This is a genomic window from Parabacteroides caeci (assembly GCF_023656795.1).
GTDB classification, from domain to species: domain Bacteria; phylum Bacteroidota; class Bacteroidia; order Bacteroidales; family Tannerellaceae; genus Parabacteroides; species Parabacteroides segnis.
The window spans coordinates 1-26,043 of record NZ_JAMOKT010000070.1 but is presented as its reverse complement, the minus strand read 5'-3'; the positions used below and the strand labels follow the sequence as shown (position 1 = coordinate 26,043).

The 26,043-nt window shown below is 52.6% G+C and carries 25 protein-coding genes and 1 pseudogene; 22 read left to right on the top strand and 4 right to left on the bottom strand.

The window, feature by feature from the left end:
- Positions 1–24: 24 nt before the first annotated feature.
- Positions 25–1,686 (bottom strand): IS1182 family transposase, encoded by a 1,662-nt coding sequence (locus tag NBH15_RS24605; protein ID WP_250823795.1) that lies wholly within the window; start codon positions 1,684–1,686, stop codon positions 25–27.
- Between the two features lie 297 nt (positions 1,687–1,983).
- Between NBH15_RS24605 and NBH15_RS24600 the strand changes: the two genes are divergently transcribed.
- From NBH15_RS24600 to NBH15_RS24575, 6 genes are all read left to right on the top strand, one after another.
- Complete coding sequence (locus NBH15_RS24600) at positions 1,984–4,329, top strand: hybrid sensor histidine kinase/response regulator (RefSeq protein ID WP_250823794.1); 2,346 nt, start codon at positions 1,984–1,986, stop codon at positions 4,327–4,329.
- Positions 4,326–5,633 (top strand): sigma-54-dependent transcriptional regulator, encoded by a 1,308-nt coding sequence (locus tag NBH15_RS24595; protein ID WP_250823793.1) that lies wholly within the window; start codon positions 4,326–4,328, stop codon positions 5,631–5,633. Before NBH15_RS24600 ends, NBH15_RS24595 begins: the two co-directional genes overlap by 4 nt.
- 296 nt (positions 5,634–5,929) lie before the next feature.
- On the top strand, positions 5,930–6,349 hold the full coding sequence (locus tag NBH15_RS24590) for a dihydrofolate reductase family protein (protein WP_250823792.1): 420 nt from the start codon (positions 5,930–5,932) through the stop codon (positions 6,347–6,349).
- A gap of 256 nt (positions 6,350–6,605) precedes the next feature.
- Positions 6,606–7,229 carry an RteC domain-containing protein gene (locus NBH15_RS24585; RefSeq protein WP_106624783.1) on the top strand — a complete coding sequence of 208 codons (624 nt, stop codon included), beginning with the start codon at positions 6,606–6,608 and terminating at the stop codon, positions 7,227–7,229.
- 147 nt (positions 7,230–7,376) lie between these two features.
- Complete coding sequence (locus NBH15_RS24580; RefSeq protein ID WP_250823791.1) at positions 7,377–8,825, top strand: Fic family protein; 1,449 nt, start codon at positions 7,377–7,379, stop codon at positions 8,823–8,825.
- Between the two features lie 2 nt (positions 8,826–8,827).
- Positions 8,828–9,280: a hypothetical protein gene (locus NBH15_RS24575; protein WP_106624781.1), complete on the top strand. Its 453-nt coding sequence runs from the start codon at positions 8,828–8,830 to the stop codon at positions 9,278–9,280.
- 57 nt (positions 9,281–9,337) lie between these two features.
- Here NBH15_RS24575 and mobC read toward each other — a convergent pair whose 3' ends face one another.
- Genes mobC through mobA form a run of 3 tightly spaced genes read right to left on the bottom strand, consistent with a single transcriptional unit; the run spans position 9,338 to position 13,113 of the window.
- A complete protein-coding gene (gene mobC / locus NBH15_RS24570) occupies positions 9,338–11,344 on the bottom strand; it encodes a conjugal transfer protein MobC (RefSeq protein ID WP_117512749.1) in 2,007 nt (668 codons plus the stop codon).
- A gap of 36 nt (positions 11,345–11,380) precedes the next feature.
- The gene (mobB, locus tag NBH15_RS24565) at positions 11,381–12,631 is read right to left on the bottom strand and encodes a conjugal transfer protein MobB (protein ID WP_106624779.1); all 1,251 of its coding nucleotides are present in this window, start codon (positions 12,629–12,631) and stop codon (positions 11,381–11,383) included.
- The gene (gene mobA / locus NBH15_RS24560; RefSeq protein ID WP_443146963.1) at positions 12,610–13,113 is read right to left on the bottom strand and encodes a conjugal transfer protein MobA; all 504 of its coding nucleotides are present in this window, start codon (positions 13,111–13,113) and stop codon (positions 12,610–12,612) included. Before mobA ends, mobB begins: the two co-directional genes overlap by 22 nt.
- 419 nt (positions 13,114–13,532) lie before the next feature.
- On the opposite strand from mobA, the gene NBH15_RS24555 reads away from it, so the two are divergent.
- The 16 genes and pseudogenes from NBH15_RS24555 (at position 13,533) to NBH15_RS24480 (ending at position 25,917) form a co-directional block, all read left to right on the top strand.
- Positions 13,533–14,582 carry a ParA family protein gene (locus NBH15_RS24555; RefSeq protein ID WP_250823790.1) on the top strand — a complete coding sequence of 350 codons (1,050 nt, stop codon included), beginning with the start codon at positions 13,533–13,535 and terminating at the stop codon, positions 14,580–14,582.
- Positions 14,583–14,584: 2 nt separating this feature from the next.
- On the top strand, positions 14,585–15,022 hold the full coding sequence (locus tag NBH15_RS24550) for a DUF3408 domain-containing protein (RefSeq protein ID WP_008655879.1): 438 nt from the start codon (positions 14,585–14,587) through the stop codon (positions 15,020–15,022).
- Between the two features lie 2 nt (positions 15,023–15,024).
- Positions 15,025–15,378, top strand: a complete 354-nt coding sequence (locus NBH15_RS24545) for a DUF3408 domain-containing protein (protein ID WP_008655882.1) — start codon at positions 15,025–15,027, stop codon at positions 15,376–15,378.
- A gap of 15 nt (positions 15,379–15,393) precedes the next feature.
- Entirely contained in the window at positions 15,394–15,636 is a 243-nt protein-coding gene (locus NBH15_RS24540; RefSeq protein ID WP_008655884.1) for a DUF3408 domain-containing protein, read from the top strand.
- Positions 15,633–16,349, top strand: a complete 717-nt coding sequence (locus tag NBH15_RS24535) for a hypothetical protein (protein WP_008655886.1) — start codon at positions 15,633–15,635, stop codon at positions 16,347–16,349. The genes NBH15_RS24540 and NBH15_RS24535 overlap by 4 nt, the downstream gene beginning before the upstream one ends.
- A gap of 204 nt (positions 16,350–16,553) precedes the next feature.
- Positions 16,554–16,880: a DUF4134 domain-containing protein gene (locus tag NBH15_RS24530; protein ID WP_008655888.1), complete on the top strand. Its 327-nt coding sequence runs from the start codon at positions 16,554–16,556 to the stop codon at positions 16,878–16,880.
- Positions 16,881–16,891: 11 nt separating this feature from the next.
- Positions 16,892–17,224 (top strand): DUF4133 domain-containing protein, encoded by a 333-nt coding sequence (locus NBH15_RS24525; RefSeq protein ID WP_075559428.1) that lies wholly within the window; start codon positions 16,892–16,894, stop codon positions 17,222–17,224.
- Complete coding sequence (locus NBH15_RS24520) at positions 17,221–19,725, top strand: TraG family conjugative transposon ATPase (RefSeq protein WP_250823789.1); 2,505 nt, start codon at positions 17,221–17,223, stop codon at positions 19,723–19,725. The genes NBH15_RS24525 and NBH15_RS24520 overlap by 4 nt, the downstream gene beginning before the upstream one ends.
- 50 nt (positions 19,726–19,775) lie before the next feature.
- A pseudogene (locus NBH15_RS24515) lies at positions 19,776–20,129 on the top strand (DUF3876 domain-containing protein); the annotation flags it as partial.
- A gap of 132 nt (positions 20,130–20,261) precedes the next feature.
- On the top strand, positions 20,262–20,891 hold the full coding sequence (locus NBH15_RS24510) for a DUF4141 domain-containing protein (RefSeq protein WP_250823787.1): 630 nt from the start codon (positions 20,262–20,264) through the stop codon (positions 20,889–20,891).
- A gap of 3 nt (positions 20,892–20,894) precedes the next feature.
- Positions 20,895–21,905, top strand: a complete 1,011-nt coding sequence (gene traJ / locus NBH15_RS24505) for a conjugative transposon protein TraJ (RefSeq protein WP_250823786.1) — start codon at positions 20,895–20,897, stop codon at positions 21,903–21,905.
- Between the two features lie 109 nt (positions 21,906–22,014).
- Positions 22,015–22,638 (top strand): conjugative transposon protein TraK, encoded by a 624-nt coding sequence (gene traK / locus NBH15_RS24500; RefSeq protein WP_008655898.1) that lies wholly within the window; start codon positions 22,015–22,017, stop codon positions 22,636–22,638.
- Positions 22,639–22,645: 7 nt separating this feature from the next.
- On the top strand, positions 22,646–22,960 hold the full coding sequence (locus NBH15_RS24495; protein WP_008655899.1) for a TraL conjugative transposon family protein: 315 nt from the start codon (positions 22,646–22,648) through the stop codon (positions 22,958–22,960).
- Positions 22,941–24,290 (top strand): conjugative transposon protein TraM, encoded by a 1,350-nt coding sequence (gene traM, locus NBH15_RS24490; RefSeq protein ID WP_117512753.1) that lies wholly within the window; start codon positions 22,941–22,943, stop codon positions 24,288–24,290. Before NBH15_RS24495 ends, traM begins: the two co-directional genes overlap by 20 nt.
- A 42-nt stretch (positions 24,291–24,332) precedes the next feature.
- Positions 24,333–25,334 (top strand): conjugative transposon protein TraN, encoded by a 1,002-nt coding sequence (gene traN / locus NBH15_RS24485; RefSeq protein WP_032941013.1) that lies wholly within the window; start codon positions 24,333–24,335, stop codon positions 25,332–25,334.
- 10 nt (positions 25,335–25,344) lie between these two features.
- Positions 25,345–25,917, top strand: coding sequence for a conjugal transfer protein TraO (locus NBH15_RS24480; RefSeq protein WP_250823785.1), 573 nt, complete (start codon positions 25,345–25,347; stop codon positions 25,915–25,917).
- Positions 25,918–26,043: the final 126 nt, after the last annotated feature.

The following is a 26,043-nucleotide window of genomic DNA, read 5'->3' as shown; positions in this document are numbered from 1 at the left end:
TAGTCTTGTTCTCTTTTCTTTTGTCTATGCCGCTTTTTTCTCATTCATTTGGTAACAAGTTACTATATTCCCGTTGTATCGGGTTATAAATAGCCCAATAAGTATAGATTTAGCAAGTGTAACGAGCTCCTTTCCAGCTTTTCTCAGTTTTGCACACATCTTTTTGATATTAAACGCTATGGCAAAGAAAGCAAAGTCCATTGTCACCTTGTCTTCTCCCACATGCCGGAACCTCCTGTATGCCATGTTGTATTTCATTTGCCCGAAAACAGCTTCCGGTTCTATACACCGCCTGCCCCTATACCTGATTCCTTCTTCCGAGACTAACCTTTCCCGTGCCTGCCGTTTGTACTGGTTTAACCGGTGGTTGACTTCTATAACACGGTTCCCCCGTGCTTTAAAACAACTTCCATGCAAAGGACAGCCTTCGCATCTTTGTGCTTTATACCGGGCACTTTCGGTGATGTACCCGCTCGCTGTTCTGTCACGTCTGGTTCCTACGCGGTTCATATGTTGCCCCATCGGACAAACGTAATAATCCTCCCCCGCGTTGTAATGGAGACTTTCCGCGTGGAACGGGTTGGGAGTATAACGGGGACGCTGCTCTTTATGGAAGTAGTTATACTTGACAAAGGCCACTATCCCGTTTTCCTGCATGAACCGGTAATTTTCTTCCGAGCCGTAACCGGAGTCTGCCACACCGATACCCGGTAAGCGGTTATAGCGGTGCTGGAAGGAGTGGAAGAAAGGGATCAGGGTCAGCGTATCGGTAGGGTTGGGAAACAGCCGGAAGTCTATGATGAATTGGTTTTCAGTACCTGTTTGTAAATTATACCCGGGCTTGGTCTGCCCGTTCTTCATGGCATCTTCTTTCATGCGCATGAATGTGGCATCAGGATCGGTCTTGGAATAGGAATTGCGTTCTCCAAGGACTTCAAGGTGATTGTCGTATTCCATCAGCTTGTCACGATACCCTTCAAGTTCCCTGGCCTGTTTCTTCTTTTCGCGCAAGGCTTTCTTTTGTTCCTTGTCCCGTGTTGCAGGCTGGTGTTCCAGCACTTCTTTGAGTTCATCCACTATGCCGGAGAGCATGGAGGGAGTCAACTCCACGGGTGTGTCTTTTACAGAGTTCTCCTGTACAATGGCTTCATCCACCTGCTCCAGAAGGACGCGAATCTTGTTCAGCAACCTTGTACGGTTCCTTTCGACTGTCTTGCGCCAGACAAAAGTATATTTGTTGGCCTTGGATTCAATCTTGGTGCCGTCAATATACTCCACGTCAAGACTGATGAACCCCTTGTCTGCAAGGACAAGAACCAACCGCGTGAAGACGTTATTTATCTCCTCCTTTACGCGGTTTCGGAAACGGTTGATGGTTATGAAATCCGGATGCTCGTTACCGGCAAGCCAGATATAATGAATGTCACGCGAAAGAAGCTTCTCTATTTTACGACAGGAATAGATATTGTTCATGTAAGCGTAGATAATCACCTTGAGCATCATTTTAGGATGATAAGCCGAGCGCCCCGTCTCTTTATAAAGCTTCTTGAAATTATCAAGATTGAGATTATCAACAACCGCGTTGACTACGCGGACAGGATCGTTCGCGGCTATGTTTTCATCAATTCTTTGTGGAAAAAGAATGGTTTGGTTGGGAATGTAAGGACGAAAATGTAACTTTGCCATAACGAAAACTTTATGCCTAAAATTACAAAAACTTTGGGTAATAACAAAGCCCGGGCTTGCGAAAGGCTGGGCTTTGCGCATAAAAAAAAGGTTGTGCCAGCATTTTGACACAACCTCTTTTGATATATGAGCGGCGGCAGATGCGGGAAGTTGAAGGCGGCGTGGCACGGCTGTGGAGGATGTACGAGGACATATACACCACCCATCGCCACGTCACCGGGCTTGCCCTGCAAGGCGAGGCTGCGGCAGGATGGAGTGATGCAGAAAGAAGGTGACGGACAATAAGGAAAACAGGATATGGAAACGGGAATGACAGACAAGAGGCAAGGGAGGCATACTGAACATCTCCGCACGAAGATAGCCGCAGGATATATATTGATATTCCTGCTGGTGGGCGGTATCGTGCATTTATGGGTCGACGAGTGGCGGAAGCTGGAGACATTCGAGACGGAGAATCATCGGATAAACGCCCTGCGTATGGAGGTGCATGACGTGTATGTACGTGTGGTGGAACTCTCCCTGCTCGGCGAGACCGTACTGGAATGGGAGGTGGCGGACGTGGAGGAATACCGGGACAAGCGGCAGGCGGTGGACAGCCTACTCTGCCGCTTCAAAAACATCTACCCTGCGGAGCGTATCGACAGCGTGCGGCGGCTGTTGGAAGACAAGGAGAAGCAACTGTGCGGCATCATGCGTGTGCTTGACGAGCAGGAGGACATCAATGAAAGGATTGCCGAGCGTGTGCCTGTCATCGCATGGAAGAGTACGCAGGAAGAGCCGAAGAAAACGAAGCGCAAGGGACTGTTCGGGATATTCGGCAAGAGGGAAAAGCCGGAACCGACCGCCACAACCACCATGCTCTACACGCTCAACCGTGACATGATAACGCAGCAGAAGGCGCAGAGCCGCCGCCTTTCCGAGCACGCCGACAGCCTTGCCGCACGGAACGCGGAACTGAACCACCAACTGCAAACCTTAATCAAGCAGATGGACAAAAAAGTGCAGACCGACCTTTTGAGGAGGGAAGCGGAGATAACCTCCATGCGTGAACGCTCGTTCATGCAGATAGGCGGTCTGACAGGATTTATACTCCTACTGCTGATAATGTCATACATAATCATCCACCGCTACGCCAGACGGATAAGCCGCTACAGGCGTGAGACGACCTCGCTGATAGCGCAACTGAGCGAATCGAATAGTATGAACGGGAAGCTGACCGCCACCCGACAGAAGACGATGTACACCATCACCCATGAGCTGCGTACACCGCTGACCGCCATACACGGCTATGCGGAACTGATACGGAAAAGCGGTACGGCAGAAATCCAACACCATGCGGGAAGCGTGCTGCAAGCCTCCAAGCGGATGATAGCCATGCTCAACTCCCTGTTGAGTTTCTTTCGGTTGGAAAACGGAAAAGAGAGAATGAACATTTCCCCGTTCCGCCTGCAAAGCATAACGGACGTACTTGAAGCAGAGTTCCGACCTATGGCAGAAAGCAAGGATTTGAAACTTATCGTGGAGAACAGTACCGATGTTATTCTTATGGGTGACAAAGAGCGCATCATGCAGATAGGCGACAACCTGCTTTCCAATGCCATAAAGTACACACAAGCCGGAAGCGTATCTTTCCATTCGGGTTATGACGGAAAGACGCTTGCCCTTATCGTGGAGGACACGGGCAGCGGCATGAGCGAGGAAGAACAGCAACGGGTATTCGGTGAGTTTGAACGGCTCTCCAATGCCGCCACGCAGGACGGCTTCGGGCTGGGGCTGTCAATCGTCAAACGCATCGTGGATATGATGCACGGCAAAATCCGTTTGGAAAGCGAAAAAGGCAGGGGCAGCCGTTTCACGGTGGAAGTCCCCATGAATACGGCGGATGGCATTTCCGATGAAGAAAAGTACAAGCCGGAACGCCGTTTTGAACGGTCATTCTCGGTCATTGTGCTGGACGACAACGACATTCTTCTTTCGATGGTAAGGGATATGTACGCCCACTGTGGCATCCGTTGCGATGCGTGTGACAACACGGGCGACTTGATGGAGGCAGTACGCACACGAAATTATGATTTGCTGATTACCGACTTGAAAATGCCGGAAACCAACGGTTACGAGGTGTTGGAACTGTTGCGTTCATCCGACATTGGCAACTCCAAGACCATTCCCGTAATCGTGGCAACCGCTTCCGGCAGTTGTACCGAAGAGGAATTGTTGGCACACGGTTTCACCGCCTGCCTGTTCAAGCCTTTCGATATGGCGGAACTGATAGATGTTTCAGAAAAATGCCTTTTACAGAAAACAGATGTGGAAGAATATCCCGACTTGTCCTCCCTGCTTGCCTATGGGAATAAAACTGCCATGCTCGACCGCCTGATAACCGAAACGGAAAAGGATATGCAAGCCATGAGGGAAGCCTTTGGACGACTTGACCGCAAGGCGTTGGACGAACAGGTACACCGCCTGCGCAGTTCATGGGCGGTAATACGTGCGGACGGACCATTATGGAAACTGCATGAACTTCTGCATCGTGATGAAAAATGTTCCGATGAAGAATTGCGCCATTCCGTAAACGGAGTGTTACGCATGAGTACGGCAATAATCGAACTGGCGAGAAAGGAAAAGAAGGAGGAAGTCAGATGAAAGTGTATGTGATTGAGGATAATCCCGTCTATAACGATTACGTCTGCAACCTGCTGAAAAAGGAGGGCTTCGACACGATGCAGGCATACCATCTTTCAACCGCAAGGAAACTGTTGGCAAAAGCGGAAGATGATGACATCGTGCTTGCAGACTTACGCTTGCTCGACGGTGAGAGTATCGACCTGCTACGCTGGATGCGTGCCAATGGCAAACGGCAACCTTTCATTGTAATGACCGATTACGCCGAGGTACATACGGCGGTGGAGAGTATGAAACTCGGTTCTTCCGACTATATACCCAAACGGCTGGTAGAGGACAAACTCGTTCCGCTTGTCCGTTCACTGCACAAGATGCAGGAAAAGAAGAAACACTCCCAAGTCCCCATCTTCACACGTCAAGGCAAGGCATACCAAGAAATCAAGAGGCGTGTCCGCCTTGTCGCTCCCACACGGTTGAGCGTATTGATACTGGGCGAGAACGGAACGGGCAAGGAGCATATCGCACAGCACATCCACGCCCAAAGCAAGCTGTCGGACAAGCCGTTTGTCCCGGTGGATTGCGGCTCATTGTCCCCGACGCTGGCTCAATCCGCTTTCTTCGGTCACAGGAAAGGGGCTTTCACGGGTGCTGACAACGACAAGACAGGCTATTTTGAGGAAGCCGACGGCGGCACATTGTTCCTTGACGAGGTGGGCAACCTCTCGTTGGAAACACAGCAGATGCTGCTCCGTGCCATACAGGAACGGCGTTACCGTCCCATCGGGGCAAAGGAGGACAAGACCGCCAATGTGCGGATAGTGGCGGCGACCAACGAGGACTTACAGAAAGCTGTAGCCGATAAACGGTTTCGGGAAGATTTGTTCTACCGCCTGAAAGAATACACGATAACAGTACCGCCATTGCGTGATTGCCAAGAAGACATACTGTCATTGGCGGAGTTTTTCCGTGAAACGGCAAACAAGGAGTTGGGACGCAACATTAAAGGCTTCACAGTCACCGCCCGTAACGCCCTGCTCACCTATCCGTGGCCGGGCAACGTGCGTGAATTGAAGCAAACCATTCAGACGGCGGTACTGCAAGCCCAAAACGATACCATAACCGTGGATGATCTGGAAATCGGCAGTGAACAAACGACCTTTCCTACCAGTTTTACATTAAGGAATGATGAGGAGGACAAAGAACGCATCCTGCGTGCCTTGAAACAGGCAAAAGGGAACAAGAAACTCGCCGCCAAGATGCTCGGCATCGGCAGATCAACGCTGTATAACAAGCTGGACGAATATGGATTGAACGAAGAAAACTGACCGGATATGCCTGCAAATGAAGATAATTCGCTATCTTTGCGGCATATTTAAGAGAAAAGCAGGCGACTGGGAAGCCATTCGCCGATGATATATAGACATAAGACCGCAAGGCGTTTCTGATGGGAATCTGGAAAATTAACATCGAAAGAAAACATTGCGTGATTGCTTATGCTATGCCTACGCATAGCGTGCATTCACCTATTTTCTTTCAAGGCATTCCAGAGCCTCCATCAGAAGTAGCGTGGATTGCACGCTACTTTTTTTGCCTCGCCGCAAACGATAAAAAGGAAACCATTATGGGAAAGGTACAGATACTTGCCATACTTTCGATGGACGGATGCCTTTCGGAGCTGAACCCTAAAAAACGGTTGTTCAGGAGCCCCGAAGACTACGGTATGGAGGAGATACGGGGCAAAGCCCTTTACAGGCTGACACCCGACTACACCATTTCGATACTGCAAGACCGGCGGGAGAAAGAGGACGACACCTGCTATCTGCTGGAAGCGGATGCAAAGACAGTGGGATATGCCAACGGGCTGATACGGATGAACGCGGTGGATGAGATCATCATCTATATCATGCCGTGCATCATCGGAACCGGCGACCACTTTTTCAAGTCCGGCCTGTTCCCGACTGACTGGACATTGGCGGAGAACCGGAAATATGGTGGCGGCATAATCCGCCTGACATACCGGAGAAACAGGAAACGCCGTTGAGATACCGATGTGTCCGGCCTGTGGACACATTTTTAAGGGATGCGTGCCCGAAAAATGCACAGATGCCCAAAGTCTGGACACATTTTTCAGAGGCAAAAATCCGGGTTAAAAATATTTTTCAACCTTATACAACTGTAAGCCAGTGTGATACCGAATCATACCGGCTTTTTTCCTGCTTGTCGGTGAACACTTTGCACTATCAGTATATGTGCGCACACTGACAATCAAGTGTTAAACCCTCAAACAGGAAAAGAAAATGAACTACCTCATACTGGCGGAAACCGAGTTTTTCGCCCTGATAAACGGAGCCGGGAACGGCAACAACATGGAAGCTGCCTATAACGGCTTTGTGGAATCGGTCATATCACTGTGCTACGGGAACGGCAATAGTGCAGATGCCGCAATCGCAATGGCTTACGCCGAAAACGAATTGCAGCACCATCATACACTGTATGAAGATTCAGAGAACAGCGTGAATCTGTTTGTCCGCAAAGCCCTCTCCTTCATACGGAAGATGCAGAAACACGCTGCCGCAGACCACATCCAAGTGCCACCACTATCCGCTATCCGTACCTCCACCAATAACACGACCGAAAACCCGGCCTCGCCCCTGCAATGGACGGGCAACGCCATCGACCTCGTGGAACTTATCTACGGCATCAATGAAATGGGCTGTATCAACAACGGTGAAATGCCGCTCAAACAGCTTGCCCCGCTCCTGTACCGGATATTCGGCATCGAAGCCAAAGACTGCTACCGTTTCTACATCGACATCAAACGCCGGAAGAACGAAAGCCGCACCTATTTCCTTGACAGGATGCAGGAGAAACTCAACCGAAAGATTCTGCGTGACGAGGAGCTGGAACGGATGAGAAGATAGTTTGTACCATAGGCGAGGCAGAGGGTGACGGGGTGTCATCCTCTGGTTTTTTATAGGCTATCCATGCCATGCAGATACTTTTCTCCATCTATTCGTCCGAAAGCCAGCGAAAAACACTACATTTGCATTTACGTTACAGATTCATATATGATTATAGAAAACCTCGATATAGTAAAACGGCTGATTGACGAAAAGGAAAACGGGCAGGTGGAGTTCAAGGAAACCACCGGTCAGTTGGAGCGTGGCATGGAAACCCTTTGCGCTTTCTTGAACGGAAACGGCGGCACGGTGCTGTTCGGTGTGAACGACAAGGGAAAGATTATCGGACAGGAAGTGAGTGACAAGACCAAACGGGATATGGCGGAAGCAATCAACCGACTGGAGCCGGTAGCAATGGTACAAATATCTTATGCTCCACTGCCGGACAGTGAGAAGAAAGTAATTATTTTCCGTGTTGAAGATTCAACGCTCAACCGTCCGTTCTGCTATAAAGGGCGACCCTATATGCGTGTGGAAAGCGCGACAACAACGATGCCGCAGACTGCATATAATGACTTGCTGTTGCAGCGTGACGGTAACAGATACCGCTGGGAACTTTTAGAGAACAGAAACCTAACCTTGCAGCACTTGGACACCAACGAGGTGTTGAAGACAGTAAGGTTAGGTATAGAATGCGGCCGTCTGCCGGAGGATACAGGTACTGACGTTCCTGCCATATTAGGGAAGTTCGGGCTATTGAAAGACGGGGTGTTGAACAATGCGGCAGCCGTGCTGTTTGGAAAACATGAGGATATGGAATATCCCCAATGCCTGCTCCGGTTGGCACGTTTCAAGGGCACGGACAAAACTGTATTCATGGACAGCCAACGCATTCAGGGGAACTTTTTCCAACTGCTCAACGCGGCAATGGCATTTATATTCAAGCATCTTTCCTTGTCCGGCACAACCGACACATTGGAACGGGAGGAGCATCTGACCATCCCCTACAAGGCGATAAGAGAAGGAGTGTTGAACAGCCTTACCCACAGGTCGTACAAAGAAGCCGGCGGTTCGGTGGGCATAGCCATTTATGATGACCGCGTGGAGATAGAAAACCCCGGCACTTTCCCGCCCGACTGGGATGCGGAGAAAATGAGGTCAGAGCATGAATCGAAACCACAAAATCCATTGTTGGCCAATGTCCTGTACAAGCGGAAGGTTCTGGAAAGCTGGGGACGCGGCATAGGACTGATGATGTCCGAGTGTCGCAAAGCCGGATTGCCCGAACCTGAATACAGGATATGGGCGGATAGTGTAACGCTGATATTCAAATGTGAGGTTACAAACCGACCAAGCACCGACCAGGTACCGACCAAGTACCGACCAAGCACCGACCAAGTCCTTGCTTTGGTGAAAATACTGAATGAGCGTGAGTTGTCCGTAAAAGAAATAATGGAGGCATTGGAACTGAACCATCGCCCCACATTCAGGACAAACTACTTGCATCCTGCATTGAATGAGGGCTATGTCATACCATTGTATCCGGAACAGCCGAGCCATCCGAAACAGAAATACCGCCTTACAGAGAAAGGCTTGGAATTGTTGAAACAGCAATAGGCATGGCGAAAAAGAAGAAAAAACAGCAGGGGCACTATTGCCGTATCTGCGGCGACTACAAGGCGAACGAGAAGTTCAGCGGCAAAGGTCACGCGCAACATATCTGCAAGAGTTGCATGTCCGCCATGCGCAGCGGCAAGAATCCGGAGGATATTCTGCCGGAGCCGTTGCCCGTGAGCCGTGAAACGACACGTTTCAAGAAACTGGACAAAGAGGGAAAAGCCGTGTTAAAAGCGTTTATTTCCGAAGTGGTAACCGAATACTGGCAGGAAAACAGACAGATACCGTTTGCGGAAAGTTTTTCCGAACTTAAAAAGTATATTATCGGAACCTATGATGAGGAATGCGGCATACTCCTGAAAGATGACGCGGAACTGAAGACCTACTTTCAGACCCATACGATAACGACCATAAACAAACTGCTGAAAGAAGAGAATCCGAAAAACGAAGGGTAAAGATAACCGGCGGAACAAGGTATCAAACTTGCCCCGCCCGTTTTTGTCGCCTACCGGTTATTTCTGCTGCAACAGATGTTTCAGATTTTCGTCACCCGCGATACGCTCCAGCTCGTCTTTCACGATCTGTTTCACCTCCTCCTTGATGCGCCTGTAATTCGCCTGTACCGTTTCTTTCATGCAGTCGTTGCCGTTTTCGTCAGTAAAATCGGTAATGACGGGTATCGGCTTGTAGGCTTTCTCCTCGCGCTTCACCTTCCCTGCATCCACGACAATCTCACAGTGGAAAATCTTCTGCTCGATGCGCTCGCCATAGTTGTCGGACACCGAACCGACAAACATTCCCTGTGTCAAGCCGGAAATCTTGCTCGGCGGGATAAGCGCGTCCATCTGCGTGTTGATGGAGGTGGAAACATCCTGCCGGTTTATGGAGATGGACTGCCGCTTCTGCAACACCTTTCCAAACCGCTCCGAAAGCGTCTTGGCGGTATCGCCCACCACCTGACCGGAGAAGATGTTGCCTACGGTATTCATCACCACGGCGGCCTCCTTGTCACCGTAGTCACGTTTCAACTGCGAGAAGTCCTGAAATCCCAGACACACGGCAACCTTGTTGCTTCGCGCGGTGGCGATAAGGTTGTCCAGCCCCTTGAAGTATATAGTGGGTAGCTCGTCGATGATGACCGATGACTTCAACATACCTTTCTTGTTGATGAGCTTGACGATACGGGAATTATACAGACCGAGAGCCGCCCCGTAGATGTTCTGACGGTCGGGGTTATTACCCACACAGAGTATTTTCGGTTCTTTCGGATTATTGATGTCCAGCGTAAACTCGCTGTCCGACATCACCCAATAGAGCTGTGGGGAAATCATACGTGACAACGGGATTTTCGCCGATGCGATCTGCCCCATCAACTGCTCGGCTGCCCCTCCGAGCCATGCGTCCATGAACGGTGAAAGATAGTTCTCCAGTTCAGGATAAGAGGTCAGAATCGGGAAAATATCCTCGTAACGGCGGTTCAGGAACTCGATGGCATGGGGGAACGTGCAATACTTGCCATTCTGAAAAATTTTGAGATACCAGATGATAGCCGCGAAGAGAATGATTGGCGATTCCACAAAGAAGTCGCCCTGCTTCTGCACCCAACTTTTATTTAAGTTGAGCATAATAGTATAGGCACTCTCGTAAGCGTCCGTTATGTCCTCCATGAAATCCGGGTGAATGGGATTACAACGGTGCGAGCGTCGCGGGTCGTCAAAGTTTATCACGTAGAACTTCGGCTTCACCTTGTAGCCCTCCGGGTGGTTCAGCAGATGGTTATAGGCAATAGTCGAAAGGTCAGGATACTTGAAGTCGTAGATGTATTGACTAAATCCCTTCTCAATCTGCTGCTTGATAAAATTATTTACAACTGCGTATGACTTCCCGCTGCCCGGCGTACCCAACACGATGGACGCCCGAAAGGGATTAACCACGTTGATCCAGCCGTTGTTCCAACGTTTCTTGTAATAGAAGCGTGTGGGCAGATTGACCGAATACTCGCTTTCGATGAGCCGTGTCTCCTGCATGAAGCTCTCGTTCTCGTCGTTGAACACATCGTCCATCAGGTTGTGCTTCAACAGGCGGCTCATCCACAGACCGCCCATCAGCAGGCAGACATAGCCCGCCGAGAGGGTGAAGATGTACAGCCCGGCGATAGCTTCCACCGGCAGCGGCAACACCAGTATCCACCAGTTGAGGAAGAACAGCACGAACCCTGCGGCAAGCATCGTCCATATCTTTTCCCAAGTGATTTTCTCCCCTTTCACGCCTTTCGTCCCCAGACAGGACAGGGCAAGCAGGAGGACGGCGAACAGCTTCGTGTAGAGGATAGTACGGAACAGCCCCGCCGTGCGGTCGAAGTTCATCAGTATCCTGTCCACCACGCCGATGTCCACACCCCACAGCCGTATGGCTTCGTAGCAGAACCAGTACACGTTCATGACCACTAAAATAATACTCACGGCACGCAGGAAATCCATGATTTTCGCCAGTGCCCTCAAATCGTCTTCTTGTGACATAAATTGAAAATTTTTGATTGTTCGTTGATACTTTGTTTACATTCCCAAGCCCTTGCGTCTCTTCTTTTTTCTCTTGCGCTGCATCGCCCGGATAAAGGCTTCCTCCTCGGCATCCACAGCCGGACCCTCGGGTGAAAGCAAGCCGACACCGCCAACCGTGTTCTCATAATCCGGAGCGGTCTGCCCGTGCTGTTCCTCCCCGGTTTCCAGCGGAATGGACAGTGGAATCGGCGGCTGTCCGGCGTAAGGCAGCGTGAAATGTTCCTGCAAGGCATTGGCCGAAAGTTCCTTGCCCATGCGAGAGCCGTTCAACACGCATCCCGTGCGGTGGTCGATGAACGTGGCCCCATAGATGCGCCCTTCCTCCGTGTAACGCAATATGGTGTCGATGCCCTTGGCTTTGAGCATGGCGATGAACTTTTCCTTGTCATACGTTGCGGCAAGTACGGAAAGGACGGTGCGCTTCGTCATGTCGGCGAGCTTTTTATCCTTGACCTCTTGCTTGGAGCGAACAAACTTCCTTTCTACGGCTTCATAGCCGACAGCCTTTCCGAAAAGTGAGGATTTGAACGGGTTGCCTACCTTATTGCCGGCATCGTCCGTAGCGGAGTACACCAATCCATAATACTCACGCCCGCGCACATTGCCCCGCACTTCCTCCACCGTCACATTATACAAGGAAAGAAGGGCGCGGTATTCGCCCATCGTCTGGAAACGGTACTGCTTGTTGAGAGCCTTGACCGTGTTCCCCACCTGCCTCTTCACATCGCCAGCCGAAGCGTCCACCTTGTGCAGCGGCGTGTCAAGACGTGGTTTCCTCCGCTCCGCATCGTGAAGCCCGTACTTCCGTTCCAGCTCGCGGGTTATCTGCTTGCTCCGGTAGAAGTTATTGCGCATGTCTATACTCCTGCCGTTCCCGTCCACCCTGACCGTCACGATATGCAGGTGGTGGCGGTCGATGTCCTCGTGCTTGAAAACAAGGTAAGGCTGGTTGCCGAACCCCATCTTTTCCAGATACTCGCGGGCGATGTCCTGCAATTCCGTGTCGGTCAGCACATCCTCGGGATGCGGATTCAGCGAGATATGCACCACCGGCTTTTCCACTTTCATCTGCGGCGGCAGGAAGGTGAGAAAGCCCTCCATCGCCTTGTTGATGTCCACCGTCCCCGTGCCGTCATTGAAGATGCGGTTGGTGGTAAGCAGCCTGCCTTTCGCTTCGTTAATCTTCTCCCCGTTGTAGGCGAGTGCGCCGTACAACGAGTTCCCTACACTGATTTTTGCGACCATTTCGCCTCCATTTGAGTTTCACTCTTCTTCAAACGCGACTCGGCAGAGTCCAAACCAGTTTGGCTCTGCTCTCGCTGCTCTTTCAGTTCCCTTGAAAGTTCCACAATCTCACGGCTCAATTTCACGAGTTCCACGGTCTGTTGCTCCAGTTTGTAGAGCAACGCCATCGCCTTTTTCTCGGAGAAATGGCAGCGCAACTCCTTCACGACTTGGTTGTAGTTCGTGCCTATCGCGCGGAACTGCGCATGAAAATCGGACAGTTTGGTGTAGTAATCCACCAACGTCTTGTCCACTTTCAGCACCTTGAACGGCTGCCCGAAGAAGTGCGCCTTGATGAAAACCGACTTGGCGTAAACGCCCGACTTCTCGAACATGGCGAGGAAACGGTTGTGTTCCTCCTCGTTGAAACGGACGGTGTAGCGATGCACCGCCGGATCGAGTTTGGGATTTCTCCCGGTCTTGTTCTTTCTTTTCTCACTCATATAATTTGGATTTAGCGGTCTGACGGCATAAGCCGCCGCTTAGGGGCACAGCCACCGCAGGTTTGAAAGGCTTCCCGACTTCGGAGGGGAAGCCCGCCCCCCGGGGGCAAGGCGTTTTCATGGCTGCTCAAAATGTTTTGAGCGGCTGAAAACATACCTTGCTATGTTCAGGCGAACATAAAAATCCGCCTTCGGACGGATTGGAGGAATGCCTTTCAAACTCCGGGCTGCGCCACCTGCGGCGTACCCTGCCGTTCGGGTGCAAAGTTAGGGCGATAAAACCATGTATGACAGAGGTGTAAGTGTGCCAGATAGTGCCAACCGGCGCAACATGCTGCCACTTGCCGGAGAAGTGATACGGATTCAAAAATATCATTGTTTATTTGCAGCGTGATTCAAGAAACGAACGATTTGAAGATATGAGAAACGGAACATTAAAATACCCGCAAAACCGCTTCGTCAAGCATTTGCCGAAACGGATTTCCAAACAATCGGCAATTCGGTTGTCCGATGATTTGGTGAAGTATGGATTCAATGACTTCATGACGCAATGTCGTCATCCATCATTTGTCCGATGCACTACTCCACCGCAGAACCGGATACGTGACGACCCGCCGGCGCGTGTAATCACGGAAGCGGATGGCGCGACAGCCAAATCCGCAAGGAAACAGAAAATTCAATCATCAACAATTAAAACAAATGGAACCATGAACAAGGAAATATTCGTTGCATTCGCAACACAAAAAGGAGGCATCGGCAAATCCACCGTCACGGCACTTGCCGCCAGCTACCTCCACAACGTGAAAGGCTACAATGTCGCCGTCGTGGACTGCGACGACCCGCAGCACAGCATCCACGGCCTGCGTGAGCATGAAACGGGACTCATCGACAGCAGCACCTATTTCAAGGCTCTCGCGTGCGACCATTTCCGCAAAATCAGGAAGAACGCCTACACCATCATCAAAAGCGATGCGGTGAACGCCCTCGATGACGCTGAAAGAATGGTTGCCGCCGAGGATGTGAAACCCGATGTGGTGTTCTTCGACATGCCGGGGACACTCCGGAGCAACGGCGTGATAAAGACGCTCTCGCAGATGGACTATATCTTCACACCCCTTAGCGCTGACCGTTTTGTCGTGGAGAGCACCCTGAAATTCGTCACGATGTTCCGCGACAGGCTGATGACGACCGGACAGGCGAAGACAAAAGGACTGTACCTGTTCTGGACGATGGTGGACGGCAGGGAGCGGAACGACCTGTACGGCATCTACGAGGAGGTGATTGCCGAAATGGGCTTCCCGGTGCTTTCCACCCGCCTGCCCGACAGCAAGAAGTTCCGCCGCGACTTGTCGGAAGAGCGCAAGAGCGTGTTCCGCTCGACCATCTTCCCAATGGACACCTCCCTGTTGAAGGGGAGCGGCATCCGTGAGTTTTCCGAGGAGATAAGTGACATCATCAGACCGCAGTGAGCATGGGCAGCAGGAAAGTGAACACGGAAGGCATCGACGAGGAGCTGTTGCTTGCCTCCATCGGGCGGCGCACCCTTGACGGGACATCGCGCCCCACGCAGGAAGTTCCCGTAGCACCGGCCGGAGAAAGCACCGCCGTACCGGAGCCGCCACCCGCGCCACCCGTGACCCGGGAGAAAGCGCAGAGGGACGGCATCCGCCGGAAAAGGCCGGAAGAGGACTATAATGAGCTGTTCCTGCGCCGCAACGAGATAAAGACCCGCCAGTGTGTCTATATCAGCCGCGATGTTCACGGTAAAATCCTCAAGATAGTGAACGATATCGCCGGAGGGGACATCTCGGTAGGCGGCTATGTGGATACCGTGTTGCGCCGGCATCTGGAGCAGCACAAAGAGAGAATAAACGAATTATACAAAAAACAACGTGAAGATTTGATTTGAATATGATAAAGGAAAAGAACCCTAAGAGAAGATTGCCGCAACAAGGCGGTAACGGTATGTTTGCCCAAGTGCAGACGAGTGTGGAGATTACATCGTCCATTTCAATCCATGGCAAATGCAGCGAGAAAGAGTATGAACGGCTGTTCATCCGAGAACCCGAAGTAAAGGCGCGTGAGGGGAAGATGGCGTATGTGCGCCCGGAGTTCCACGAACGCATCATGCGCATCACCCGCGTGATCGGGCATGACAGGCTGTCTCTGTCCGCCTACATCGACCATGTGCTTGCGCACCATTTCAAACAATGCGAGGAGGCGATAAAAAGCCATTACGCAAAGAATTACAATCCGGTATTTTAACCATCAAAAAGAAACATGAAAAGAAAAAAGAATGATTGTCGCGCCTTCCTGAAAAAATCAGGCTTCAAGGCAAGGGACGGGAAACAGGTGTACATCAGCAAGGATATTCATGACAAGATAGCCATGATTGTCCGCCTGCTTGGTAATGGAGAAGTCACGATTGCCGATTTCACCGAGAACGTGGTAAGGGAATACCTCCGTACCCACCGTGACGAGCTGAACCGTATGTTGAACGCAGTCCCCAAAGTAGAACTATGAGCATGACGATGATTCTGCTGGCCGTATCAGTCGGCTGCAACCTCTGGTTCCTGTTCCTGCTACTCTATGACCGCATTATGGACACAAAGATTGCCCGTTTCTTCAAGGGCATTGTGAAAGTATGGAGGTCGTTGGAAGAAACGGAAAAAGGGCGGCAAACGGCACACACCAAACTTCCTGCGAGTGACAATGACATCATGGGCAAGAGCCGTTTCAAAATGGCATCAACCCGGACAAACGCTGCCATACCGGTGCAGGAAGCTGCCATTTCGGAAAAAGGCATTGAGCTGTCGGAGGAAGAGGCTACTTTTGACGACGGAAACAGGAAAGCCGCCACCCATTCCACACAAGTCCCGGAGGACAAGCTCGAAGAAACCTTCACGAGCATGACACCGGAGGAGATGGAATACGGGGAAGACGAGCCGGAGGACGACGCTTCGGACGCACCTCGGGCATCGGGAAGCAGTTTTGACGAGATTGACGATGCGGTAAGGACAGCCAAGAACCCGGAGGCGACCCGTACAGAGCGTGAAAAGGCGGCAAAGGTCTTCGCCGACATGGAAGGCACGGAGCTGTACGACAAAATGATGGAAGGCTCCTCGGAGATAGCTGTCCGTATCAAGGGGCTTATCGAAATCCGGCTGAAGAAGCCTAAAAAGGAGTTCGTCGTGCCTGACAACATCGAGGAGTTCGACATCCGCAACTATGTGTAACGACAACTAAAAAAAGAAATGGAAATGAAAACGTAAAACGACACCCATGCGGCGAGGAAGCGCAAGGCGCATCCGGTTCGCAACGGACAGCCCAAGTCCGTGGAAACAAACGGGCATACCACTGAACCAAAGAAAAGTAATCAAGTATCAACCGCCCGACAAAGGACCATCCACTCTTTCGACGGCACAAAACAAGAACATTTTATGAACAAGAACATCAAGAACGCTTTGACAAGCAAGAAATCAATCCTTTCAGCGACACTTGCCATCGCCGCCACCGTCTCCGTTTTCGCACAGGGCAACGGTCTGGCAGGCATCACGGAAGCCACCTCTATGGTCACCAGCTATTTTGATCCGGGCACTAAGCTCATTTACGCCATCGGCGCGGTAGTCGGGCTTATCGGAGGCGTGAAAGTGTACGGGAAATTCTCTTCGGGAGACCCCGACACGAGCAAGACTGCCGCCTCATGGTTCGGAGCCTGCATCTTCCTGATTGTAGCCGCCACCATCCTGCGCTCGTTCTTCCTTTAATATGATAATGTATGGCTGAATACCCGATAAACAAGGGTATCGGCCGTCCGGTCGAGTTCAAGGGACTGAAAGCCCAGTACCTCTTCATCTTCTGCGGAGGTCTGCTCGCTCTCTTCGTCCTGTTCGTCATCCTCTACATGGTCGGCATCGGCCAGTGGATATGTATCGGCTTCGGTGCGGTATCGTCCTCCGTCCTCGTATGGCAGACCTTCGCGCTGAACGCCCGGTACGGCGAACACGGGCTGATGAAGCTGGGAGCTGCACGGAGCCATCCCCGATACCTTATCAACCGGCGGCGGATCACCCGATTATTCATACGGAAACGAAAGGAAGAAACAAAATGAGAAATACATCGAAAATGACGACACTGGAAAACAAGTTCCCGCTGCTGGCGGTGGAACACGGCTGCATCATCTCCAAGGATGCCGACATCACGGTAGCTTTCGAGGTGGAACTGCCGGAGCTTTACACCGTGACGGGTGCGGAGTACGAGGCGATACACGGCTGCTGGTGCAAGGCTGTCAAGGTGCTGCCGGACTTCTCCGTCGTCCACAAGCAGGACTGGTTCATCAAGGAACGGTATAAGCCGGAACTGGATAAGGACGGGATGAGCTTCCTCTCGCGGAGCTTCGAGCGTCACTTCAACGAGCGTCCGTACCTGAAGCACACGTGCTACCTCTACCTGACCAAGACGACAAAAGAACGTAACCGGATGCAGAGCAACTTCAGCACGCTGTGCCGGGGGCATATCATCCCGAAGGAACTGGACGGGGAAACCGCCGCGAAGTTTCTGGAGGCAACGGAGCAGTTCGGGCGCATCATGAACGACAGCGGTTTTGTCAGGCTGCGCCGCCTCTCCACCGATGAGATTGTGGGGACGGACGGCAAAGCCGGACTGCTGGAGCGGTACTTCTCGCTACTGCCCGAAGATAACGCCACGTTGCAGGACATCGAGCTTTCGGCAAGGGAAATGCGCATCGGCGACAACCGCCTGTGCCTGCACACCCTTTCCGACGCGGAAGACCTGCCCGGCGCGGTGGCGACAGACACCCGTTACGAGCGGCTGTCCACCGACCGCTCGGACTGCCGCCTCTCCTTCGCTTCCCCCGTGGGGCTGCTGCTATCCTGCAACCACATCTACAACCAGTATGTGATTATCGACAACAGCGAGGAGAACCTGCAGAAATTCGAGAAGTCCGCCCGCAATATGCAGTCGCTCTCCCGCTATTCGAGGAGCAACAGCATCAACCGCGAGTGGATAGACCAGTACCTGAACGAAGCCCATTCCTACGGTCTGACCTCTGTACGGGCGCACTTCAACGTCATGGCGTGGAGCGACGACGCGGAGGAACTGAAGCATATCAGGAACGATGTAGGAAGCCAGCTTGCAAGCATGGGGTGCGTACCCCGCCATAATACCACCGACTGCCCGACGCTCTACTGGGCAGCCATGCCCGGCAATGCTGCGGACTTCCCGGCGGAGGAATCGTTCTACACGTTCACGGAACAGGCGGTGTGCCTTTTCACGGAGGAGACCAACTACCGCAGCTCACCCTCGCCCTTCGGCATCAAGATGGTGGACAGGCTCACGGGGAAACCGCTGCACCTCGACATCAGCGACCTGCCGATGAAGCGGGGCATCACCACCAACCGAAACAAGTTCGTATTGGGTCCAAGCGGAAGCGGCAAATCGTTCTTCATGAACCACCTCGTGCGTCAGTATTGGGAACAAGGAACCCATATCGTGCTGGTGGACACGGGAAATTCCTATCAGGGGCTGTGCGAGATGATACGGCGCAAGACACACGGCGAGGACGGCGTGTATTTCACCTACACGGAGGAGAAACCGATTTCGTTCAACCCGTTCTACACCGACGACTACGTGTTCGACGTGGAGAAGAAGGACAGCATCAAGACACTGCTGCTGACGCTCTGGAAGTCGGAGGACGACAAGGTGACGAAGACGGAGAGCGGTGAATTGGGCAGCGCGGTGAACGCCTACATCGAACGCATCAGGGCGGACAGGAGCATCATCCCCTCGTTCAACACCTTCTACGAGTACATGCGTGACGACTACCGCAGGGAACTGGCGGAGCGTGACATCAAGGTGGAGAAGTCGGACTTCAACATCGACAATATGCTCACCACCATGCGGCAGTATTACCGGGGCGGACGCTACGACTTCCTGCTCAACTCGGCGGAGAACATCGACCTGCTCGGCAAACGGTTCATAGTCTTCGAGATCGATTCCATCAAGGACAACCGCGAACTGTTCCCGGTAGTGACCATCATCATCATGGAAGCCTTCATAGGCAAGATGCGCAGGCTGAAAGGAGTGCGGAAACAGCTGATTTGTGAGGAGGCGTGGAAAGCCCTCTCCTCGGCGAACATGGCGGAGTATCTGCGCTATATGTACAAGACCGTGCGCAAGTATTTCGGTGAGGCTATTGTGGTGACGCAGGAAGTGGACGACATCATTTCCTCGCCCGTCGTCAAGGAGAGCATCATCAATAACTCGGACTGCAAGATACTCCTCGACCAAAGGAAGTACATGAACAAATTTGATTCCATACAATCCTTATTAGGGCTGACGGAGAAAGAGAAGTCGCAGATACTCTCCATCAATATGGCGAACAACCCTTCAAGGCTCTATAAGGAAGTATGGATCGGACTTGGCGGCACACAGTCGGCGGTCTATGCCACCGAGGTTAGTGCGGAGGAATACCTCGCCTACACGACTGAGGAAACGGAGAAGGTGGAGGTGTACCGTCTGGCAGAGCAATTGGGCGGCGACATCGAAGCCGCCATCCGGCAGCTTGCCGAAAGGCGGAGGAACAAGGAATAAGTAATCAATAACCTGTAAAACAGATTTATCAACTAAAAAAGGAAATGCGTATGAGTATATCGAGAATGAAAATGCTGCAAGTCAGCAAGTGCTTAATCGGATTGGCGGTCATGGTGCTGCAATCCTGTGAAACAGCGGACAATCGCCGCGACCTGCTGTGCGGGAATTGGGAAAGCGTGGAGGGCAAGCCCGACGTGCTTATCTACAAGGAGGGCGAAGCCTACAAGGTTACGGTATTCAAACGGGGCGGCATCCGCCGCAAATTGAAACCGGAAACCTACCTCTTGCAGGAGGAGAACGGTAATCTGTTCATGAACACCGGCTTCCGCATCGATGTGTCCTACAACGAGGCGACGGACATCCTTACTTTCTCGCCGGGCGGTGACTATATGCGTGTGAAACCCGCTTCGGGTACGGCGGAAGTGAAGGGAAACAAGAAACCGGATTCCTTTATACATGTCCCTGAAAACATTGAGGACTTCAATATCAATGATTTCATTTGACTATAATCTATCTACCACTAAAATCCAAAGAAGATGAGAACAAGAATAACACTTATCATCTGCCTCTGCCTGCTCCTCGCGGGCAAGGCAAACGCACAATGGGCGGTGATAGACCCGTCCAACATCGCGCAGAGCATCGTGAACACCTCGAAGAACGTGGTGCATACTTCGACCACCGCCACGAACATGGTGAAGAACTTTCAGGAAACCGTGAAGATTTACGAGCAGGGCAAGAAGTATTACGACGCACTCAAATCGGTGAACAACCTCGTCAAGGACGCCCGCAAGGTGCAGCAGACCATCCTGATGGTGGGCGACATCACGGACATCTACGTGACCAATTTCCAAAGGATGATGCGGGACGACAACTTCACGGTGGAGGAACTCGGAGCCATCGCCTTCGGCTACACGAAGCTGCTGGAAGAGAGCAATGACGTACTGACGGAGTTGAAAAACGTGGTGAACATCACCACGCTCTCCATGACGGACAAGGAGCGCATGGACGTGGTGGAACGCTGCTACTCCAAGATGAAGCGTTACCGCAACCTCGTGGGCTACTACACCAACAAGAACATCAGCGTGAGCTATCTGCGTGCGAAGAAGAAAAACGACCTCGACCGCATCATGGGGCTGTACGGGAGTATGAATGAAAGATACTGGTAGCCTATGGAGTTCGACAACCTTCATCAAATTCTCCGCTCGCTCTACGAGCAGATGATGCCGCTGTGCGAGGACATGGCGGGCGTGGCGAAAGGCATCGCCGGACTGGGCGCATTGTTCTACATCGCCTACCGGGTGTGGCAGTCGCTGGCGAGAGCCGAGCCGATAGATGTGTTCCCCATGCTCCGCCCCTTCACCATCGGTCTGTGCATCATGTTCTTCCCCTCGGTGGTGCTGGGCACGATAAACAGCGTCCTCTCGCCCGTCGTGCAAGGCACGGCAAAGATGCTGGAGGCGGAAACTCTGGACATGAACCAATACCGGGAGCAGAAGGACAAGCTGGAATACGAGGCGATGATGCGCAACCCCGAAACCGCCTACCTTGTGTCGAACGAGGAGTTTGACAAACAGCTGGAGGAACTGGGCTGGTCGCCCGGCGACATGGTGACGATGGCGGGGATGTATATCGAACGCGGGATGTACAGCATGAAGAAGAACATCCGCGACTTCTTCCGCGAGATACTGGAACTGATGTTCCAGGCCGCCGCCCTCGTGATAGACACCATCCGCACGTTCTTCCTCGTGGTGCTGGCGATACTCGGCCCGATAGCCTTCGCCATATCGGTGTGGGACGGCTTCCAAAGCACGCTCACGCAGTGGATATGCCGCTACATACAGGTCTATCTGTGGCTGCCCGTGTCGGACATGTTCAGCACCATACTCGCCAAGATACAGGTGCTGATGCTGCAAAGCGACATCGAGCGTATGCAGGCTGACCCGAACTTCTCGCTGGATTCGAGCGACGGGGTGTATATAGTGTTCATGATCATCGGCATCATCGGCTACTTCACCATACCGACTGTGGCGGGCTGGATCATCCAAGCCGGGGGCATGGGCAGCTACGGGCGCAACGTGAACCAGACTGCCGGACGTGCCGGAGGGTTTGCGGGCAGCGTGGCGGGTGCAACGGCAGGCAACACCGTGGGACGCTTCGGCAAACTGCTGAAACGAACATGACGGGACGTGTTTCCCTTGTCGCCGACTCGACAGCCTCTTGTCGCCGACAAGCGGAAACCGCTCCGGACACAACAGGAATAATAACTAATAATAAACCGAACAGAATAAAATGGAATTCAAGTCACTCAAAAACATAGAGTCATCGTTCAGGCAGATACGCCTGTTCGGTATCGTCTTCCTCTCGCTGTGCGCCGTGGTGACGGTATGGAGCGTGTGGAGTTCCTACCGCTTCGCGGAGAGACAGAGGGAGAAGATTTATGTATTGGATAACGGCAAGTCGCTAATGCTGGCACTCTCGCAAGACCTCTCGCAGAACCGTCCGGCGGAGGCACGGGAACATGTGCGCCGTTTCCACGAGCTGTTCTTCACGCTCTCGCCCGAAAAGAGTGCGATAGAACACAACGTGAAGCGTGCCCTGCTGCTGGCGGACAAAAGCGTGTACAACTACTACTCGGACTTCGCGGAGAAGGGGTACTACAACCGCATCATCGCGGGGAACATCAACCAAGTGCTGAAGGTGGACAGCGTGGTGTGCGACTTCAACGGCTATCCCTACCGTGCCGTGACCTATGCCACGCAGAAGATCATCCGGCAGAGCAACGTCACCGAGCGCAGCCTCGTGACCACCTGCCGCCTGCTCAACTCGTCCCGTTCGGACGACAATCCCAACGGCTTCACCATCGAGGGGTTCACCATCATCGAGAACAAGGATTTACAAACCATCAAACGCTAACAGGACAATGAAAAGAAAAAGTATCAGAAAATCGCTGTGGGGCGCGTACTGGAAGCTCCACGACAAGAAGAAAATGCTGGCGGCAAGGCTCAAAGGCTACTTGGACGGCTTGCCCCCGAAGACTCGCAGGCGCATCGTGCTGGCGATGCTCGCCGCCTTTGCCGCGCTTGCCCTCTACACCTTCGGCAAAGCCCTCTATGACATCGGCAGGAATGACGGCAGCCGGATTGAGATAGACCATGCCGGACAGGTGGAACTGTCCGTAAAGCCTGAAAACAATCATAACGTAATACCTTATTTATATGGAACAGACGAAGAATGAACCAAAAAACGAGAACAAAGCCGCTCCCGGCAATGACAAGCCGAAGAATGAGCGCAAGCCGCTGACCGAAGTCCAACGGCTGAAACGGCAGAAGATGATAGTGCTGCCCGCTATGGTGCTGGCGTTCATCGGGGCGATGTGGTGGATATTCGCGCCCTCTTCCGACAAAGGGCAGCAGCCGGGTGTGAACGGCTACAACACCGAGATGCCCGATGCGGACAAGGAGAACCGGCTCATCATCGGCGACAAGGCGAAAGCCTACGAACAGGGTGCTATGGAGGAACGGCAGGAGAACCGCAGCCGCGCCATGCAGCAGTTGGGCGACCTGTTCGACCGCGAGGTGGCGGAAACGGACGGTGGCAGGGACTTCGACCTTGCCGACCCCGGCGGAAAGGAAGAGCCGGAGAAGTCCGCACCGAAGACTATCCAATCCTCCGCAGCCGCCTACCGTGACCTCAATGCTACGCTCGGCAATTTCTACGAACAGCCGAAGAACGACAATGCGGAGATGGACGAACTGTTGGAGCGTATCGCCTCGCTGGAGTCGGAACTTGAAAGCGGGAAAGGCAAGGCATCTTCTATGGATGACCAAGTGGCTCTCATGGAGAAGTCCTATGAGCTGGCGGCAAAGTACATGGGCGGTCATAACAACGTCAAGCCAGAAACCATGCAGGCGGCAGAGCCGTCTCCCGTGCGGAAAGCCGGAAAGAACACGGCAAAACCCGTGAGGCAGGTGGCGCATCAGGTGGTGTCCTCACTCGGACAGCCGATGAGCAATGCAGAGTTTGTCGCCTCCTTCTCGCAGGAGCGCAACCGCAGTTTCAACACGGCAGTGGGTGTCACGACCGTATCGGACAGGAACATCATATCGGCGTGCGTCTATGGGGCGCAGAGCGTGACGGACGGGCAGACGGTCAAGTTGCGCCTGCTGGAGCCGATGGCGGTGGCGGACAAAATCATCCCCCGAAATGCGGTGGTGGTAGGTGCTGCCAAGATTCAGGGAGAACGGCTCGGCATCGGAATCACCTCGCTGGAATATGACGGCACTATCATACCGGTGGAGCTGGAGGTCTATGACACGGACGGACAGCCCGGAATATTCATCCCCAACTCAATGGAGATGAACGCGGTCAGGGAAGTCGCCGCCAACATGGGCGGCTCGCTCGGCAGCAGCATCAACATCTCCACCAACGCGGGGGCGCAGCTCGCCTCCGACTTAGGCAAAGGACTGATACAAGGCACGAGCCAGTATATCGCCAAAAAGATGCGTACCGTGAAAGTGCATCTGAAATCGGGATACAGGGTCATGCTCTATCAGGAAACAAATTAAGATAACAACCCAATTTTTAATTTACCACTAAAATCCAAAGTAATGAGAAAAGCAATCATGATGCTTGCCCTCGCTATGGGCATCGCAACTGCCAACGCGCAGGAGAATGTAACCGTTGGACAAAGCAACGGAAGTGAACAACAGACGGACGGACAGCCGACCTTGACAAAGGAGGTCTATCCGCAGAAGGAGGCGGACGGCGACCTGTACCACGGTCTGACGAAGAAACTGACATTCGACCGCATGATACCGCCCCACGGTCTGGAAGTGACCTACGACAAGACCGTCCACATCATTTTCCCCTCGGAAGTGCGCTATGTGGATTTAGGCTCGCCCGACCTGATAGCGGGCAAGGCGGACGGTGCGGAAAACGTCATCCGCGTGAAGGCTACCGTAAGGGACTTCCCGAACGAGACCAACATGTCCGTCATCACGGAGGACGGGAGTTTCTATACCTTCAACGTGAAGTACGCCGCCGAACCGCTGTTGCTCAACGTGGAGATGTGCGACTTCATCCATGACGGCGAGGCGGTGAACCGCCCGAACAACGCGCAGGAAATCTACCTGAAAGAATTAGGCAGCGAAAGCCCCATGCTGGTGCGCCTTATCATGAAGTCCATCCACAAGCAGGACAAGCGCGAGGTGAAACATATCGGCTGCAAGCGTTTCGGCATCCAATATCTGTTGAAAGGCATCTACACGCACAACGGGCTTCTCTATTTCCATACGGAAATCAAGAACCGGAGCAACGTGCCTTTTGATGTGGACTACATCACATGGAAAATCGTGGACAAGAAGGTGGCGAAGCGTACCGCCGTGCAGGAGCAGATCATCCTGCCGCTCCGTGCGCAGAACTACGCCACCTGTGTGCCGGGAAAGAAAAGCGAACGCACGGTGTTCACGATGGCGAAGTTCACCATTCCCGACGGCAAGTGCCTCGTGGTGGAGCTGAACGAGAAGAACGGTGGTCGCCACCAGTCGTTCGTGATTGAGAACGAGGATTTGGTGCGTGCCAATACAATTGACGAACTTTCTGTGAAATAAAGCACTGACCATGAGAAAGTACATCGCAATCATCATCGCGTCGCTTGCCCTTTTCACGGGGCAGGCGCACGCCCAGCGGTGCCTGCCGAAGATGCAGGGTATCGAGGTAAGGACGAATCTGGCGGACGGCTTCAAGCCCGGCGGCAACAATGGCGGGTACAGTTTCGGGGCGGCTCTCTCCGCATACACGAAGAAGGGGAACAAATGGGTGTTCGGTGGCGAATACCTGTTGAAGAACAACCCGTACAAGGACACCGCCATACCTGTGGCGCAGTTCACGGCGGAGGGCGGCTACTATTTCAAGATACTTTCCGATGCCCGTAAAATCATGTTCGTCTATGCGGGGGCTTCGGCTCTCGCCGGATATGAGTCGGTGAATTGGGGCGAAAAGGTGCTGCATGACGGCTCGACACTGCATGACCGGGACGCCTTCATCTATGGCGGTGCGCTGACATTGGACGTGGAGTTTTACGTGGCTGACCGTATCGCCCTGCTCGCCAACCTCCGGGAGCGCCTGCTGTGGGGTGGCGACACTCAAAAGTTCCATACGCAGTTCGGGGCGGGCATCAAATGTTATATATAACATTTGACACCATATGTTAGCTTTCAATTTATGTTGTATAATAATTGTATTTAACTTGTGAACAGTTAGTTGTGTGTTTTGGGAACAACATATTTATTTATATAATCCATTGAGAAAAGCTATGAT